Annotated in this window: 12 protein-coding genes; 3 read left to right on the plus strand and 9 right to left on the minus strand. The window is 62.0% G+C overall.

Annotation, left to right across the window (positions count from 1 at the left end; genetic code table 11):
- Positions 1–117 precede the first annotated feature (117 nt).
- Genes GEOBRER4_RS00145 through GEOBRER4_RS00155 form a run of 3 tightly spaced genes read right to left on the minus strand, consistent with a single transcriptional unit; the run spans position 118 to position 3,684 of the window.
- On the minus strand, positions 118–2,115 hold the full coding sequence (locus GEOBRER4_RS00145; protein ID WP_185243723.1) for a CoB--CoM heterodisulfide reductase iron-sulfur subunit A family protein: 1,998 nt from the start codon (positions 2,113–2,115) through the stop codon (positions 118–120).
- A gap of 34 nt (positions 2,116–2,149) precedes the next feature.
- On the minus strand, positions 2,150–3,103 hold the full coding sequence (locus GEOBRER4_RS00150) for a CoB--CoM heterodisulfide reductase iron-sulfur subunit B family protein (protein WP_185243724.1): 954 nt from the start codon (positions 3,101–3,103) through the stop codon (positions 2,150–2,152).
- Positions 3,100–3,684 carry a 4Fe-4S dicluster domain-containing protein gene (locus GEOBRER4_RS00155; protein ID WP_026842211.1) on the minus strand — a complete coding sequence of 195 codons (585 nt, stop codon included), beginning with the start codon at positions 3,682–3,684 and terminating at the stop codon, positions 3,100–3,102. Before GEOBRER4_RS00155 ends, GEOBRER4_RS00150 begins: the two co-directional genes overlap by 4 nt.
- Positions 3,685–4,243: 559 nt before the next feature.
- On the opposite strand from GEOBRER4_RS00155, the gene GEOBRER4_RS00160 reads away from it, so the two are divergent.
- The 3 genes from GEOBRER4_RS00160 to selB all read left to right on the plus strand — a co-directional run bounded on the left by GEOBRER4_RS00160 (position 4,244) and on the right by selB (position 9,822).
- Entirely contained in the window at positions 4,244–5,953 is a 1,710-nt protein-coding gene (locus GEOBRER4_RS00160; RefSeq protein WP_185243725.1) for an ABC transporter ATP-binding protein, read from the plus strand.
- 3 nt (positions 5,954–5,956) lie between these two features.
- Positions 5,957–7,768: an ABC transporter ATP-binding protein gene (locus GEOBRER4_RS00165; RefSeq protein ID WP_185243726.1), complete on the plus strand. Its 1,812-nt coding sequence runs from the start codon at positions 5,957–5,959 to the stop codon at positions 7,766–7,768.
- Positions 7,769–7,911: 143 nt separating this feature from the next.
- Positions 7,912–9,822 (plus strand): selenocysteine-specific translation elongation factor, encoded by a 1,911-nt coding sequence (gene selB / locus GEOBRER4_RS00170; protein ID WP_185243727.1) that lies wholly within the window; start codon positions 7,912–7,914, stop codon positions 9,820–9,822.
- A gap of 6 nt (positions 9,823–9,828) precedes the next feature.
- On the opposite strand, the gene GEOBRER4_RS00175 is transcribed toward selB, so the two are convergent.
- The 6 genes from GEOBRER4_RS00175 to GEOBRER4_RS00200 all read right to left on the minus strand — a co-directional run bounded on the left by GEOBRER4_RS00175 (position 9,829) and on the right by GEOBRER4_RS00200 (position 15,845).
- Positions 9,829–11,781, minus strand: a complete 1,953-nt coding sequence (locus tag GEOBRER4_RS00175) for a TraB/GumN family protein (protein ID WP_185243728.1) — start codon at positions 11,779–11,781, stop codon at positions 9,829–9,831.
- Between the two features lie 12 nt (positions 11,782–11,793).
- Positions 11,794–12,612: an AAA family ATPase gene (locus GEOBRER4_RS00180; RefSeq protein ID WP_085814444.1), complete on the minus strand. Its 819-nt coding sequence runs from the start codon at positions 12,610–12,612 to the stop codon at positions 11,794–11,796.
- Between the two features lie 19 nt (positions 12,613–12,631).
- The gene (locus GEOBRER4_RS00185; protein WP_185243729.1) at positions 12,632–12,811 is read right to left on the minus strand and encodes a hypothetical protein; all 180 of its coding nucleotides are present in this window, start codon (positions 12,809–12,811) and stop codon (positions 12,632–12,634) included.
- Positions 12,811–13,764: a ferrochelatase gene (gene hemH, locus GEOBRER4_RS00190; protein ID WP_185243730.1), complete on the minus strand. Its 954-nt coding sequence runs from the start codon at positions 13,762–13,764 to the stop codon at positions 12,811–12,813. The genes GEOBRER4_RS00185 and hemH overlap by 1 nt, the downstream gene beginning before the upstream one ends.
- Before the next feature lie 165 nt (positions 13,765–13,929).
- Positions 13,930–15,477 carry a bacteriohemerythrin gene (locus tag GEOBRER4_RS00195; RefSeq protein ID WP_185243731.1) on the minus strand — a complete coding sequence of 516 codons (1,548 nt, stop codon included), beginning with the start codon at positions 15,475–15,477 and terminating at the stop codon, positions 13,930–13,932.
- Between the two features lie 179 nt (positions 15,478–15,656).
- Positions 15,657–15,845, minus strand: a complete 189-nt coding sequence (locus GEOBRER4_RS00200) for a hypothetical protein (protein ID WP_185243732.1) — start codon at positions 15,843–15,845, stop codon at positions 15,657–15,659.
- Positions 15,846–16,112 lie beyond the last annotated feature (267 nt).

Consider the following 16,112-nt stretch of genomic DNA (forward strand, 5'->3'; position numbering starts at 1 on the left):
AGAGGTCACAGAGAAAAGGCAAAATCAGGTTCGGGTTTAAAACCCTCAAGCTTTTGTTTTACCTCTGTGTCCTTAGTGAACCTCCGTGACCTCTGTGGTAAAGCTTTTCGGTTCGTTTTACAGCGATTCGATCATCGCCATGATCTGCTCGTCGGTGTAGCCGTCGAGCTCGACGCTCTTGGACGGACAGGTGGCCTGGCAGGTGCCGCAACCGCCGCAGACGCCAGGATTCACGTACGCTACCACCTTGACCAGGTTCCCCTGACGGTCCCTGATCTCCTTCTCCTCGACCGCACCGTAGGGACAGACCTTCTTGCAGGCGAGACAGCCGACGCAGTACTTCTCGTTGACCTTGGCGACCACCGGGTCGCGCTCCAGCTGGTCCTTGGAGAAGAGGGTCATCACCTTGGCCGCGGCGGCGGAGGCCTGGGACACCGTGTCCGGAATATCCTTCGGCCCCTGGCACGCGCCGGCCAGGTAGATCCCGGCGGTGGCGCACTCAACCGGCTTTAGCTTCGCGTGGGCCTCGGAGTAGAAGTTGTACTTGTCGTAGGAGATGCCGAGCTTCTGGGCCAGGAGGTCGGCGCCGTCCTGGGCCTGCACCGCGGTGGCGAGGACCACGAGGTCGGCTTCGATTTCCACCTGCACGCCGACCTGGATGTCGCTCCCCATCACCACGATCTTCTCGCCCTTCTGGTACATGCGGGAGACCATCCCCCTGATGTAGACCGCCTCTTCTTCCTCGACGGCGCGCCTCCAGAACTCGTCGTATCCCTTGCCCGGGGTCCTCGCGTCCATGAAGAAGACGTACGCCTGGCCGTCGTGCACCTTGTGGTGGTAGAGCATAGTGTGCTTCGCCGTGTACATGCAGCAGACCTTGGAGCAGTAGGAGATCCCTTTCTCCCTGGCGCGCGAGCCGACGCACTGGATGAACACGACCTGCTTCGGTTCCTTGCCGTCGGACGGCCTCAGGATCTTGCCGCCGGTGGGGCCGGAGGCGGAGGCGAGACGCTCGAAGGTGAGCCCGTCGATGACGTCGGGGATCGTGCCGTAGCCGAACTCGCCGTAACCCTGGATGGGGCTCCCCTCGGGCTTTCTGTCGATGGAGTAGAGCTTGAACCCGGTGGCGACGACGACGGCGCCCACGGATTCAACGGAGAAGCGATCCTCCTGCTGGTAGTCGACCGCTCCGGGGCCGCAGACCTTGGCGCAGACGCCGCACTTGCCGCTTTGGAACATGGTGCAGTTCTCGCGGTCGATGACCGGGGTGTTGGGTACAGCCTGCGGGAAGGGGACGTAGATGGCGGTGCGCATCCCGTGCCCCTGGTCGAACTCATTGGGGATCTTCTTCTTCGGGCACTTGGTCATGCAGATGCCGCAGCCGGTGCACTTGGACTCATCCACCGAGCGCGCCTTGTGCTTGAGCGTCACCTGGAAGTTCCCGATGTACCCCTCGACCTTCTCGACCTCGGAAAAGGTGTGCAGGGTGATGTTCGGGTGGTTGGCGACGTCGACCATCTTAGGGGTCATGATGCACTGCGAGCAGTCGAGCGTCGGGAAAGTCTCCGAGAGCTGTGCCATGTGGCCGCCGATGGAGGGCTCGCGCTCGACCAGCATCACCTGGTGCCCTGCGTCCGCGATGTCGAGCGCCGCCTGGATCCCGGCGATACCGCCGCCGATGACCAGGGCGCGCTTGGTGACCGGCACGGTGATCGGCGCCAGCGACTTCCCCTTTTTCACCCGCTCCACCATGAGCTTCACGATGTCGGCGGCCTTCGCCGTCGCGAGCTTCTTGTCCTCGTGGACCCAGGAGCAGTGCTCCCGGATGTTGGCCATGTCGCAGAGGTAAGGGTTGAGGCCGGCCGCCGATGCCGCCTTCCTGAAGGTCTTCTCGTGCATGCGCGGGCTGCACGCCGCCACGACCACGCCGTCCAGCTTGTGCTCGGCGACCGCCTTCTTCAAAAGGTTCTGCCCCGGGTCGGAACACATGTACTTGTAATCGCAGGCGTAGGCTACGCCGGGGATCTCCCCGGCGGCTCTCGCCACCTGCTCCACATCGACCGTGCGGGAGATATTCTCGCCGCAGTGGCACACAAAAACACCGATTCTGGACATAAGCTCCTCAATCCGTTAGCTGCCCGCCCTTGGGCTACAGCAGTTGTTTCTCTCTCAAAAGCGGCTTCGGGTCGGTGATGACGCTCTCGAAGCCGAGGTTCCCGGAGGGGACCCCCATGGCGAGGGCGGCGAGCTGCGTGATGTAGAAGACCGGCAGGTCGCGCTGGTCGCTGGACGCGCCTTGCTGCAGTTCGGAGCCGAAGATGTTGCCGAAAAGCGTGGAGTCCGGAGCGCCGTAAGCGTCCTTGATCTCCTTCTGCCTGATGTCCAGGTTGCCGTGGCAAAGCGGGCAGGCGACCATGATGCAGTCGGCCCCGGCCCGGCGCGCCGATTCCAGGATGGCGTTGGAGAGCTTCAGCACCACGCCTGGGCGCGACAGGGTGAAGTTGGCGCCGCAGCACTCCATCCGGTGCGACCACTGGACCGGCTCGGCGCCGAGCGCTCGCAGTATGTCCTCCATGATGCTCGGGTCCTCGCAGTCGTCTAGCTCCGGAACTTCGGGGGGGCGGGTCAGGAGGCAGCCGTAGTAGCTGGCGACCTTCAGCCCGAGCAGCGGCTTCTTGACGCTCTCCTCCAGCTTGGAGAGGCCGAATTCACGCGCCAGGATCTCCAGGATGTGCTTGACCGGCTTGTCGAGGGCGGCAGGGCCCGCGATGGCGGTTTCCACCTGCTTTCTTCTCTCCTCGTCCTCTTTCAGGTGGTGCTGCGTGGTCTTAAGCCGCGAGAAGCAGGCAGCGCAGGCGACGGCGAGGTCCCCCTCGACCTGCTCCGCGAGGGAGAGGTTCTTGGCGCAAAGGGAAAGCGACAAAAGCTCGTCCACGTTGTGGGCCGGCGTGGCGCCGCAGCAGAACCAGTCCGGCACCTCCTTCAGCCCTACGTTCAGCGCCTTGAAAAGCGCCCGGGTGGAGATGTCGTATTCGCGCCCCGAGGCATGCAGCGAGCAGCCGGGGTAGTAGGAATAATTGAGCCGTTTCTTGCCAGGTGTCACAGCGCCTCTCCTTTCTTGCGCATCTCCTCGATCCTCTTGAAGATCGCCTCGATCTCACCGATGTTCTTGTTCTTGGAATGGAACATCTTGAGCTTTCCCTTGGAGATCAGCTTCGGCCCGAGCATCAGGTCTTTGAGGAACTGGCCGCTCTTCATGTTGAACGCGGCGCCGAGCCTCAGCTCGTACTGCCTGCCGTAGGTGCGGATGTTCTCGATGAAGAGCCGGTTGGCGAGCTGCACGTAGCTCTCCTTGGAGGGGCCGTCGGCGTCCCAGGAGAGCTTTCTCAGGGCGTCCATGATGGCTGCCAAGTCCACCTTGTTTGGGCAGCGGGTGGTGCAGGTCTCGCAGGAGGCGCAGTACCAGATGGAGCGGCCGGCCAGCACGCGCTGTCCCTGCCCCAGCTGCAGCAGCCGGACGATCCGGTTGGGGGGATGCTCCATGAATGCCGACATCGGGCAGCCGGCGGAGCACTTGCCGCACTGGAAACAGCGCCGCACCGAGCTGCCGGAAAGCGCCTCCACCTTTTTCACGAAACCGACGTTCATGGTTTCGTTCGACAGGTGCATCAACTTGTTTTTCACAACGGACCTCGTGAGGTAGTGAGAAATTTAATAAACGGCGAGAATCATACGACCACTCCAACCCGGAGGCAAGGAGAAAGTTCCTTCATATGCCATTACACAAGAACGATGTTTTACAAAAGCGCGATTTGGCAGGCGCCGAAAAAACGCTGCTGAAATATACGCCATTTTAAAACAAAAAAGCAACAATTTGTTTTGATCAGAAGTAGTTGAAAAAGAATAACTTTTGAAGAAAATTGCGCTAATAACATGAAATTATCAGAAAAATTCGGCATCCGAATCAGTGAAAAATAGTGAATTTTAGAACAGCAGCGGTATGGTAAGCGATATGAGGCAAAAGTCACTGAAGTTACGGGGAAAAGGGGAGCATAGGCTGGCTTTGTCGCATCAGCCGTAGAAAACCGGAGTTTGGTGGTGGTATACATGATTTTAAAACAGAAAGTCCTCATGTTGCGGGGGGCAAATGCTTTGACAGGAAAAGTGAAATGTAATAATAGTACCGTGGCGTTAGACCCGGACGAGGTGCGGCATCGAGGAACTCAAGAGACTATACCGCTATGTGCGGACCTGCAGCGGGGCCTACTTGGGCGGCGCGCTGCTGCTTGTTGGCACCAACCTGTGCGGGCTTGCCATTCCCTGGCTATTGAAACTCTCCATAGAGGAGTTGCAGCAGCCCGCCTCAGGCCGCTTCACCCCCGGGCAGTACGGCGCCATGATCGCGGCTGCCGCCGTGGGCCAGGGGATCATTCGTGTTTTCTCGCGCACGACCCTCTTGAACGCGGGGCGCCGCATCGAGTACCTATTGCGCGAGGACCTTTACGGCAAGCTGTTGACGCTGGACCGCACCTATTTCTCCAACTGGCGCACCGGGGACATCCTTTCCCGGCTGGCAAACGACCTCACCAACGTCAGGATGCTCCTTGGTTTCGGTGTGCTGAGCGTGCTGAACACCTTCATCGTCTACACCGCGGCCCTGATCCTCTTGACCCGCATCTCCCCTTTTCTCACCATCTGCGCCGTAGCGCCTTTCCCCTTGATGATCTTCATCGTGAAGAAGCTTAGCGCCTCGATGTTCAGGACCTCGAAGCGCATGCAGGAGGCCCTTTCCAGGCTGACCACGCGGGTGGAGGAAAACGTCTCCGCGGCCGCGGTGGTGAAAGCGTATTGTCGCGAGGAGGGGGAGATCGAGACCTTCCGGCACGCCTGTGACGACTACAGCGACGCGAGCATGGCGGTTGCCAAGATCAGGGGGCTGATGCTCCCGATAATGGCCTCGACCGGCGCCTTGGGCACCCTCATCATCCTTTTCGTCGGGGGCGCGCAGGTGGTGAGCGGCGAGCTGACCCTGGGCGGCTTCGTCGCCTTCAACGGCTACCTCGCGATGCTGGTGTGGCCCACCATCATGCTGGGATGGATCCTGAACCTGGTGCAGAGGGGGGCCGCCTCTATGGCCCGACTGGGCGAGATCCTCAACGCAAAGGCAGAGGTGGTCGAACCGTCGGAGCCGATCGATCCCGGCGAGATCAGGGGAGAGGTTGAGTTTCGGAACCTCACCTTCTCCTACGGCACGACAGAGATGCTGCGCGGCATAACCCTCAAAATACCGGCCGGATCGCGGTTAGGCATCGTCGGAGTGGTGGGAAGCGGCAAGTCCACCCTGGTCAGGATGATCCCCAGGCTCTTCCCGGTCCCCGACGGCACCGTCTTCATCGACGGCATCGACCTGAACCGGATCTCCCTGGAGAAGATCCGCGCCGCGGTAGGCTTCGTGCCGCAGGAAGGTTTCCTCTTCTCGCGCAGCATCGCCGAGAACATCGCCTACGGAAAGCCGGGGGCGGGGCGGGAAGAAATCGAGCGGGCCGTGAGGATAGCGGGGCTCGCCGGGGACATTGCGCGTTTTCCCCAAGGGTTGGAGACCCTGGTGGGGGAAAGGGGAGTGACCCTTTCCGGTGGGCAGCGCCAGAGGGTCTCCATAGCGCGCGCTCTCTTGAAGGAGCCGAGCATCCTGGTGCTGGACGATCCGCTTTCCGCGGTCGACGCCGATACCGAGGAAGAGATATTGTCGGCACTTTCCGGGTATTACGGCGAGCGGACCGTGCTGATCGTTTCGCACCGGCTTTCCCCCCTGCGTGGGTGCGACCAGATCATCGTTCTCGAGCAGGGGGCGATCGTCGAGCAGGGAAGCCACGAGGAGCTGCTGGATCTCGGCGGGCGCTACGCCGCAATCCACAAGGAAGAGCAGTTGAAGGCGGAGATAGAGAGGCTTTAGCATATGCACTTCGGCGGGATCTACGAGGACGAGATAGTCGGCAAGATGTACGACCGGCGGCTGATGGGGCGCTTCTTCCCCTACCTGCTGCCGTATCGCCGTCTCATCGCGGCCGCGCTCATACTCCTCCCCTTCGTGGCGGCGGCAAAACTGGTCCAGCCCTGGATCCTCAAGCTGGCCATCGACGACCACATCACCAAGGGGGCGATGGCCGGGCTCCCGTCGCTGGCGGGCCTTTTTCTCGGCGTCATCCTCGCAGAATCGCTCCTCATGTTCGCCCAGGTCTATCTCTTACAGTACGTGGGACAGAAGGTGATGTACGACATCCGGGTGCAGCTCTTCTCGCACCTCCAGCGCCTCTCGGCACGCTTCTTCGACCGGACCCCGGTCGGGAGCCTCGTCTCCAGGCTTACCAGCGACATCGAGGTGCTGGGAGAGATGTTCGCGGCGGGAATCGTCACCGTAGTGGGGGACATACTGGTGCTGGCGGGGATCGTCGGCATCATGCTCTTCATGAACGTGAAGCTTTCGCTGGTCACCTTCTCGGTGCTCCCTTTCCTGCTCTGGACCGCCTTCGCCTTCAGGAAATGGATGCGCGCGGCCTTCAGGCAGGTGCGGGCCAGGCAGAGCAACCTGAGTGCCTTCCTCACCGAGAGCATCGGCGGCATGGCGGTGGTCCAGCTGTTCAACCGAGAGAGGGACGAGGCGCGGGAATTCCGCAGGCTGAACACGGCCTACATGGAATCGAACCTCCCGGTGATCACCTGGGACGCGGCGCTCTACGCGGTGGTGGAGACCCTCTCCTCGGTAGCGGTGGCGCTCATCATCTGGTACGGCGGAGGGGAGATCGTCAGGGGGACCCTTTCCTTCGGCGCCCTGGTAGCCTTCATACAGTACATCGAGCGCTTCTTCTCGCCGATCCGGGACCTTTCTGCGAAATACTCGGTGATGCAGGGGGCGATGGCGTCCCTGGAGCGGATCTTCACGCTTTTGGACAACCAGGCGCTGGAGCCGGCACTGCTCGCTGAGGGAGCCGCCGACGCGGAAAAAGAAAAGGGAGCCCCCTGCCAGGCGGCGCCGGACGAGGTCGGGAGCAGCATCTGTTTCAACGACGTCTGGTTCGCCTACAACGAGGACGCTTACGTGCTCAAAGGCTTCTCCCTGCAGATGAAGCGTGGCGAGAAGGTCGCGCTGGTCGGGGAGACCGGGGGCGGCAAGACCACGGTGACGCGCCTTCTCTCCCGGCTCTACGACGTGAACCGCGGCTCGATAACGGTCGACGGAGCAGACATCAGGGAGATCCCGCTGAAGACCCTGCGAAAGCGGATCGGGGTTGTGCTGCAGGATCCCTACCTCTTTTCCGGGACCATCGCCTACAACATATCGCTGGGCGACCCGGAGGCGCTGAAGCGCGTGGAACAGGCAGCGGCGGTGGTCGGCGCGGACCGCTTCATCAACGAGCTTCCCAACGGGTTCGAGGAGGAGGTGCGGGAGCGCGGGGTGAACTTCTCGGCCGGGGAGCGGCAGCTGATTTCCTTCGCCCGCGCGGTGGCCTTCGACCCCGACATACTGGTGCTGGACGAGGCTACGGCGAGCGTGGACACGGCGAGCGAGCGCCTGATCCAGCGGGGGCTTGAGGGGCTGATGCAGGGAAGGACCACGCTGGTCGTGGCGCACCGGCTCTCCACCATCCGCGACGCCGACCGCATCGTGGTCATCCATCATGGCGAAAAGATGGAAGAAGGGAGCCACGCGGAACTGATGGAGGCCAAAGGGCTCTACTACCGGCTCTACCAGCTGCAGTTCAAGGATTAGACTCCCTCCCCCCTCCGGGGGGAGGTGATCTTCCGCGCCTCAGGAAAGGTTGTTTTGCCGCGGTCGGTAGCAGAGCTTAAAGTTGCCTTTTATGTAAATATTGAGATATAAGAGAAACTTATTTTCTCTTGGAGCAATTAACGATGAAGCATCTTATTCTCGGCACTGCCGGACACATAGACCATGGCAAGACCTCGCTGGTGAAGGCGCTGACCGGCGTCGACACCGACCGTCTCAAGGAGGAAAAGGCCCGCGGCATCACCATCGAGCTCGGCTTTGCCCACCTGGAGCTGCCGGGAGAGCTCCGTTTCGGCATCGTCGACGTGCCGGGGCACGAGAGGTTCGTGCGCACCATGGTCGCCGGGGTGGGGGGAATGGACCTGGTGCTCCTGGTCATCGCAGCCGACGAGGGGATCATGCCACAGACCCGCGAGCACCTGGAGATCTGCCAGCTCCTGGGGGTGAAGCGCGGCATCGTGGTCCTCACCAAGAGGGACATGGTGGAGCCGGACTGGCTCGACCTGGTGACCGAGGAGGTGCGCGAGTATCTTGCCGAAAGCTTCCTAGCGGATGCCCCCATCGTCGCCGTTTCTTCCCGGACCGGCGACGGGATAGAGGCGCTGAAGGCCGAGTTGACCAGGATGGCGGGAGAGATCGAGCAGAAGCGGGTCGACTCCCCTTTCCGCCTCCCGGTGGACCGCGTCTTCACCGTGACCGGTTTCGGTACCGTCGTCACCGGGACCCTTTTGTCAGGCTCGGTATCGGTCGGGGACGAGGTGGAGATACTCCCCTCCGGTATCGCCTGCCGCGTGCGCGGCGTGCAGTCCTTCGGCTCCAAGGTGGAGAAGGGGGGAGCGGGGGAGAGGCTGGCGGTCAACCTGCAGGGGGTGGATCACACGGACGTGGAGCGCGGCGACGTGGTCGTCCCCAAGGGGCTCTACAAGCCGACGAGCGCCGTCGACGTCAGGCTCAATTACCTGGCCTCCGCTGGAAAGGAGCTGAAGCACCGCGCTACCGTCAGGCTGCATTCGGCGACCTACGAGGTTCCAGCCAAGGTCATCCTTTTCGACCGGGACGCGCTGCAGCCTGGGGAGAGCGCCTACGTGCAGCTGCGCCTCTCCAGGCCGGTGCTTTTGCTGCCGGGGGACCCGTTCGTGCTCCGCACCTATTCACCCCAGGCGACCCTCGGTGGGGGGACTGTCCTCGACCCCGCGCCGCCTAGAAGGCGCAGGCGCTCCGCCGAGGCGCTGGAGCTTCTGGCCGCGGCCGAGTCCGGGGCGGACCAGGAGCGGATCCGGCTCCTGGTGGAGTCGTCGCTTTTGTCGGGGATCTCGGTGCAGGAGATGGTGAACCGCTCCGGGATGTCTGCAAAGAGAATCGAGGCGGCCCTGTCGCCCCTCCTCTCCAGCGGCGCCGTGCTCCAGGTGGTGAAAGAACCTCGCATCTTCCTGGGGAAGGACGCCTTTGCCCAATTGAAGCAGAAGCTCTCAGAAGAACTGCGCGACTACCTGGAAGAGAACCCGATGTACGAGGGGATTGGGAAGGAAGAGCTCAAGTCACGGATACCGAAGCGGAGTGACCCCCGTTTCTTTGGGCCGGTCTTGGCTAGCATGGAGAAGGATGGGCAGGCGCTATCGGACCGGGATCTGGTCAAGCTCCCCGGGCGCAAGGTTGGCGTGACCCAGGACCAGGCGAGCGTCCAGGCGACGCTGGAGGAGGCGCTGAAAAAGGGGTGGTTCGAGGCTCCCACCCTGAAGGAGTTATGCGACCTGCTTGGCTGCACGGAAAAGCAGGTGCTCGATCACGCGAACCTACTAGCCCGCGAAGGAAGGGTGGCGAAGATCAAGGGAGATATCTTCTATGCTCCCGGGGCCGTCGCGGAGTTGCGCGAGAAGCTCGTCGCCCATCTGAAGGAAAAAGGGGAGATCACCCCTCCGGAGTTTCGCGAGATCACAGGTCTCAGCCGCAAGTTCATGATTCCGCTTCTGGAATACTTCGACAGCGAGAAGCTCACCATCCGGATGGGGGACAAGAGGATATTGCGGAAGGGATAAAAATTTTTACCAGATGTAGTCCTTGGCGATGTCCCGCTTGTCCTTGCCGTAGAGGATGTGAAACGCCCTGAGCCTCTTGAGCGCCACCGGCGAGAGGCTCCCCAGCGGCAGATAGATGATCCTCTTCCCCAGCCGCGCCGCCTGCTGCTTCAGATAGCTCCTCGGCGGCTTCGCCGCGGCATACACCACATCCTTTTCAAGGGAATAATCAAGCGCCGCCATCAAAAGCACCTCGCCCTTACCCAGGGCGCCCCGGTAATCCGGGTCCTGCCAGACGTCGTGCATCCGGCGCGGCGGGTAGCTCAACAGGAACCCCCCGTACTCGCAGCGGGAAATGCCGGGCCCGACGATGTTGTCGGTGGGAGGGGTGGCGTAAAAGGCCATGTCCGATTCCTGGTCGTGCTCCCCGAGCCAGGTCATGCAGTAGGGATACCTGGAGTCCTCACGGTCCTCGTCGAAGACCACAACCACGCACCCTACCCCGCTCTTTAACCGCTTGTTTTCCTTTACGTAGATCTTCCCCTCGTGCAGGTTCCTGATGGTCTCGCGCATGTCGATCCCGTCCAGTAGCGACGCCGAGAAAGGCTCGGTCCTGCTCGCCTCCTCGCTCAACTGCCGCGCCCCGATCCGCTTCAGGTTCCTTCCGTACTCCTCGATGCTCAAGTCTTCGGGGGGATAGGAGCAGATGTACGGGTCGTCGAACCCCTCCAGCCAGTCGCCGGGGCGCTTCTCCTTGCGCCGGTTCGTCATCTTGATGCCGGAGCGCCCCTTGCCGCGCACCTGCTGGCGGGGGCGGAAACGAATCCTGCGGGTGCCGGCCCAGAGTTCGGCGGCGGAGAGCCTCATGGTCGGGATCTCGCTTTGCTCCCGCTGCCACGGGTAGTGCGCGGCCAGCCGGAAAAAGGCGTAGGCGAAATTGTCGTCGAGGCAGCCGCGGGCAGCGGCGAGCATCTGGTACAGGTCGGGAAGGAGCATCTGCGACAGGAGCGCGTAGTTCCGGGCGAAGCGGAAGAAGGCGCGCTTCTGCCAGTAGTGGACCTTGTCCCCGGTCTCCTGGCGGTAGTGGCGCGCCGCCTCCAGGAACAGCCGCAGCATGATCTTCTGGCGGTCCGGCATCTCCCCTTCGCTCCCTATGCGGTGGGCGCTGCGCTGGATGGCCTCCAAGAGGGCCTGCTCCTCGGGGATCGACTGCTTCCCTCCGAGGATCAGCTCGAACGCGTTGAAGCTTTTCCGCAACGAGGCGCCACCCGCCGCGGGTTCCGGGGGAAGGGGCGATCTCCTCATCTCGTAGAGGGAGGAAAGAAACGGGTACTCGGCCAGTACCTCGTGGCAGCATTCCGGATGCAGGTTGAAGATGGCGATCCCTTCGCGGCGGGTGCGGGTGAGCGGCTGAGCCAGAAGCTTCCCGAAGTTCTCCCGGATCCGCTGCAGGTGCGACATGCCGCAGATGAAAAGGACCCTTTGGTGCTGTGCGGAAAGCTGCTGCAGCCTGTGCGCCATGCCGCGCTCGCGGCGCAGGTCCTCGTCGCACGGCTCCAGGTCGCGGTAAAGCTTTTCCACCTCCCGGTAAAACGGCTCGAGGCCGATGCGCTGCACCGCGTAGGAGTCGGGAAGCTGCTCGTCGTGGGAGGGGTAGCTGTCCAGGTCGATGTCGACCAGGTGTAGCGGGATGTGGTTCTCGAGCGCGAGGCGCGCCCCCTCGATGAGAGGATCGGCTGGTTCGACGAGGAGAAAGACGGACTGGCCGGCGACTTGGTAGGAGAGGACGGAAAGTTCGGGCAGGCGCGCGATGGCGCGCAGGAACTGCGGCTCCAGGGTCCGGGGGAGCTCGATGGCGATGCAGTCGGGTTTCAGCAGTTCATACGCCTCGCGTACCAGCTGCGCGAATTCCATCCGGTAGTGCAGGATGGGAAGGGCGTGGACGTTGCCGAAATTTTCGAGATGCAGGCGCTCGGGCATAAGGTGTTTTCTCTACTTCAGATAGCGCAGCGCCTCTTCACCGAGGATCCTCTCCACCGCAAGCGGCAGCAGCTCGCGCGGGTCCTTTTCGGTGGCGGCCATCATCTTAAGCGCGTAGCGCGCGATGTTGATCCCGTCGCGCACCGAGTACGGCTCGTCGGAGGCGTGCCCGCGCTGGAGGAACTGCACCACGTAGTTCAGGATGGAACTTCCGGCGAACGGGAGGTTTTCCTTCAGGATGGCCAGTTCCTCGTCCGCCTCGGGGAAATCGATGAAGAGCTGCGGCTGCAGCCTGGAGTGGATGTATTCGGGGACCTCGAAGGTGGAGGAGTCCTCGTTCATGGTCACCACTATCCTGAAATCAGGGTGGGCGGTGATGCGCAGGCCGGTGATGATCGATTCGACGTAGCGGCGGTCGTCCAGAAGCGGCGCGAGCGAGGCCCAGGCCTTCTCGCTCATGCGGTTTCCCTCGTCAAGGATGAGGACGCCGCCGCTGATCATCGCCGAGACCAGGGAGGAGGCCGCGTACTGGATCGACCCTTCGGGCCCGATCACCGGCGTCACGATCAGGTCCTCGGGGCGCGTGTCCATGGTGGCCTGGAAGAGGTAGACCTTGCGCCCTAGCCTTTTCGCTGCGGCATAGGCGAGGGTGGTCTTACCCACGCCGGGCTTGCCGATCAGGCGGGGGTTGAAGGGGATGTCCCGCTCGTCGATGACCATCCAGGCGGCCAGGAGTTGCCTTAGAAGTTCCTCGTCCCCCACCCAGCGCAGCGGCAGCTCTATGGGGTTGGCGAGGGTGAGGTTGATGCCGTCCAAAGTGATGCGTTCCATGTAAGGCTCCAAACGGGTTTCAGGTGTTGACGTCGTGACCGTACATCATGACCAGCCGGGCGCGGTTCTCGCGGCAGCTCCGGCAGAGCTCGCCGGCATCCTGGAAAAGCTCCTCTGCCAGCCATTCCCCGGCTTCCCCGTAGAGGGTGTCGGGCTCGTTCTCGTCGTACTCTTTCTTGCAGATGCTGCAGGTTTTCATTACGTTGCCGCCGTTTTCACCAGGTCCGCCAGGCACTGCAGGAAGAGCGGCGAGGAGTTAAGAGATTCGGTCCGGATGAAGCGCTCGATGCCGAGCGCCTTGGCCTCTTCGCCGTACTGGATGTCGATCTCGTACAGGGTCTCGATGTGGTCGGAAACAAAGGAAAGCGGCACCATCAGGAGGTTCTTTTTCCCGGCCTTGGCCATCTGCTCGATGGTCGCCTCGGTGGAAGGCTCCAGCCATTTGACCCGGCTCGCCTTCGACTGGAAGCAAAGGGTGTGGCTCCCCTCCCCCACCTGCTCCATGACCAGGCGCACCGTCTCCTGGATGTGGTCCAGGTACGGATCCCCTTCCTCGATAAAGGATTGTGGGAGCGAGTGGGCGGAGAACACTATCTCCACGTCCTTGCGGTCCGGGAACTTCGCCAACCCCTGCATCACCTTCTCCGACAGTGCCTTGATGTAGAGCGGGTGGTTGTAGAAGCGGTCGATGTAGGTGATCTCGAACTTCGCCCCCGACTCCTTCAGCACGCGCTTAAGCTCGTTGACGCTCGACCCCGTGGTCGCCTTGGAGTAGTGCGGGTAGAGCGACAGGGCGATCACCCTCTCTATCCCGGCGCGCTTGATAGCCGCCAGCGCGTCGATGGTAGTGGGGCGCGAGTAGCGCATGGCCACGAAGGAGCGGAAATCCTCCCCCAAAAGCTGCTGCAGCCCCTCTCCCTGCGCCTCGGTAAGCTCGCGTATCGGGGACTTGCCGCCGATCTGGCGGTAGTACTCCTCCACCTTGGGCGCGCGCTTGTTGACGATGCGTCGGGCGATGAACGGCTGCAAGAAAGCCGGACCGATTTTAATGATGTCGCGGTCCGTGAACAGGTTCATGAGAAACGGGTGCACGGCTTCCAGGGAGTCCGGGCCTCCCATCTGGAGCAGTAGCAGTGCAGTTTTTGGTGACATGGCGACCTCGGCAGGAAGATTAGACCAAAATGTAGCAGAAAAAGGCGAACAGGAGAACTTCTTTAATTCATTGGGGAGCTGGAGGCGAGGCACTAATATCGGCGGAGAATAAAAGGAAGGCCGCTTCAACCTTGTGAAGCGGCCTTCCTTTTTCGATCGGCGGGATTAACGGATACCGGCCTTGGTCAGGTGGGAGGTGTAGCGGACGTCGGTCCCCTTGATGTGCTTGACCAGCCAGTTCTGCAGGAATTCGATCACGTCGTGGGTCAGGAGTGTCTCGCCGGAGTTGAACTTCTGCTGCAGCGCCACCACCTGCTGCACCAGGTCCCGGTGCGCCCGGACGTGGGCCTCTTCCTCGGGGTAGCCGCTCTTGCGGAAAGCCTCTTCCTCTGCGGCGAAGTGGCTGCCGGTGTACTCGATCAGGCGGTTCAAGACGGAGCCGATCGCCTCCTTGCTCCGCTTGTGCTGCATGGCCTCGTTCAGCTCGTTCACCATGGCGAAGAGCTTCTTGTGCTGATCGTCGAAGGTGCCGATGTTGGTGGCGAAGCTCTGGTCCCAGACCATCGCGTCGGAGAGCTGGAAGTGGGCAACCAGTTGGTGCAGCTCGTCCACCTGCTGCACCAGCTTCGCGGTGGCCGCCCTGGTGTCGCGGGCGCTTTCCACGTTGTTGTTGACCACGCTGGTGATCATCTGGATGTTGCTTGTGATCTCGTGGGTGGTCGCCGTCTGCTCCTCGGCGGCGGTGGCTATCTGGGAGAGCTGCATGGTCAGATCGTTGATCATCTTGAGGATGCCGTTAAGCGCCTCCCCGGAGCGGCAGGTCTCGGCGGTTCCCTGGTTCACCTGCTCGACACCTTCTCCCATGGAGCCGACCGCGGCCCTGGTCTCGGTCTGGATCGACTTGATCATGGCGTCGATTTCCTTGGTGGCGCGGGTGGTCCGCTCCGCCAGCGCGCGCACCTCATCGGCGACGACGGCGAAGCCTCGGCCGGTCTCGCCGGCGCGGGCGGCCTCTATGGCGGCGTTCAGGGCCAGAAGGTTGGTCTGGTCGGCGATGTCTTCGATGGTTCCGGCTATGGCGCCGATCTGGTCGGAGCGCTCTCCCAGCCCGGCGACGGAGCTTGAGGTCGCCATGACGCGCTGCGCGATGTTCTCCATGAGCCTCGCGCTGTTGCTGACGATCTCGGCGCCGCTTGTGGTCTCCTCGGTCGCCCTGTGGGCGTTCTCGGCGGCGTAGAGGCAGTTTCGCGCGATGTCGCCGGAGGTGGCGGACATCTCTTCGCTGGCGGTTGCTATCGTCGAGGCCTGAAGCGCCACGTCCTCGGCCGCGGCGGCCATCGCGTCGTTCGTGGCGCTAACCAGGGCAACGGAGTCGCGCACCAGGTCGGTGACCGTGAAGAACTGGTGCATGGTCTTGTTCCAGTCGCCCATCATGGTGTTGAAGGCGGTCCCTATGCGTCCTATCTCGCCGCTTCCGGTGGCGGCCACCCGGTAGCTGAGGTTGCCTGCAGCAGCGTTTTCCAGAGCGATGGCCATCTCCTCCAAGGCCTTCGCTTCCCCGCGCGACAACAGGCCGCAGGCAACTGCCGAGAGAAGCATTATCAAGGCGCCGGCGGCAAAAAGGCCAACCCCTCCCCCGATAGCAATGGCAGCGGCAATGGTGGCCGCGACAGCGATCAAGTTGATCGTTAGGATCCGAGAGAATAAAGACATGTATGATCTCCTGTAGACCTTGGCATTTGAGATTCACAGTCGTTTATCGTCCAGCGGAATTTAAAACTTGAGCAATTAGTGAAAGTATATAGAGGAAACCTGGAGGGCTTGGGGGGAGGGGCAGCCCGTCCCGCGACTGTCAGGTGCGGGGCGGGCGCCAGATCTCTAGCTGACGGCAATTACCACGAGCTTCCTTCGTTGCGTGCGACCGTCCCGCTGCTGGGTGCTACCGTGCTGTCCTGGACGCTTCTGCGGATACCGCCATTGTCCTGCTTCATCTGAGCCCGTTCCGCCTGCTCTACCTGCATCACCAAACCGCAGGAGAGGATTATTGCTGCCATGACGAATTTGCCGCGGTAATTCTTCATGCCGGCCTCCTTGTCGCCGAAAAGCGGATCGCCGCCACCGGCTAGATTGCCATGATGAGGAAGAGGATTGAGACAGTCTAATGTAAAACATTTTTAAGTCAAGCTTAATTCTGAAGGGTTCGCAGCGCCGCCGTCGTTGTAGTACAAACCCACCGCCCTGCTTCCAGCGCGGTTTTACCTTTTATCGTCCCGGTAATGGACACGCCGCGACTTTCATTTATAATGAGCACTTGTTTCTTAATGATCGAGGCAAAGGGCGGGGTTTGA

Source organism: Citrifermentans bremense (assembly GCF_014218275.1).
GTDB classification, from domain to species: Bacteria; Desulfobacterota; Desulfuromonadia; order Geobacterales; family Geobacteraceae; genus Geomonas; species Geomonas pelophila.

What these genes read in the sequence shown, in the direction of transcription:
- GEOBRER4_RS00175 (WP_185243728.1), bottom strand. Translation starts at nt 11,781, where the DNA reads ATGCCCGAGCGCCTGCATCTCGAAAATTTCGGCAACGTCCACGCCCTT.
- hemH (WP_185243730.1), bottom strand. Translation starts at nt 13,764, where the DNA reads ATGTCACCAAAAACTGCACTGCTACTGCTCCAGATGGGAGGCCCGGAC.
- GEOBRER4_RS00195 (WP_185243731.1), bottom strand. Translation starts at nt 15,477, where the DNA reads ATGTCTTTATTCTCTCGGATCCTAACGATCAACTTGATCGCTGTCGCG.
- GEOBRER4_RS00185 (WP_185243729.1), bottom strand. Translation starts at nt 12,811, where the DNA reads ATGAAAACCTGCAGCATCTGCAAGAAAGAGTACGACGAGAACGAGCCC.
- GEOBRER4_RS00165 (WP_185243726.1), top strand. Translation starts at nt 5,957, where the DNA reads ATGCACTTCGGCGGGATCTACGAGGACGAGATAGTCGGCAAGATGTAC.
- GEOBRER4_RS00200 (WP_185243732.1), bottom strand. Translation starts at nt 15,845, where the DNA reads ATGAAGAATTACCGCGGCAAATTCGTCATGGCAGCAATAATCCTCTCC.
- GEOBRER4_RS00180 (WP_085814444.1), bottom strand. Translation starts at nt 12,612, where the DNA reads ATGGAACGCATCACTTTGGACGGCATCAACCTCACCCTCGCCAACCCC.
- selB (WP_185243727.1), top strand. Translation starts at nt 7,912, where the DNA reads ATGAAGCATCTTATTCTCGGCACTGCCGGACACATAGACCATGGCAAG.
- GEOBRER4_RS00145 (WP_185243723.1), bottom strand. Translation starts at nt 2,115, where the DNA reads ATGTCCAGAATCGGTGTTTTTGTGTGCCACTGCGGCGAGAATATCTCC.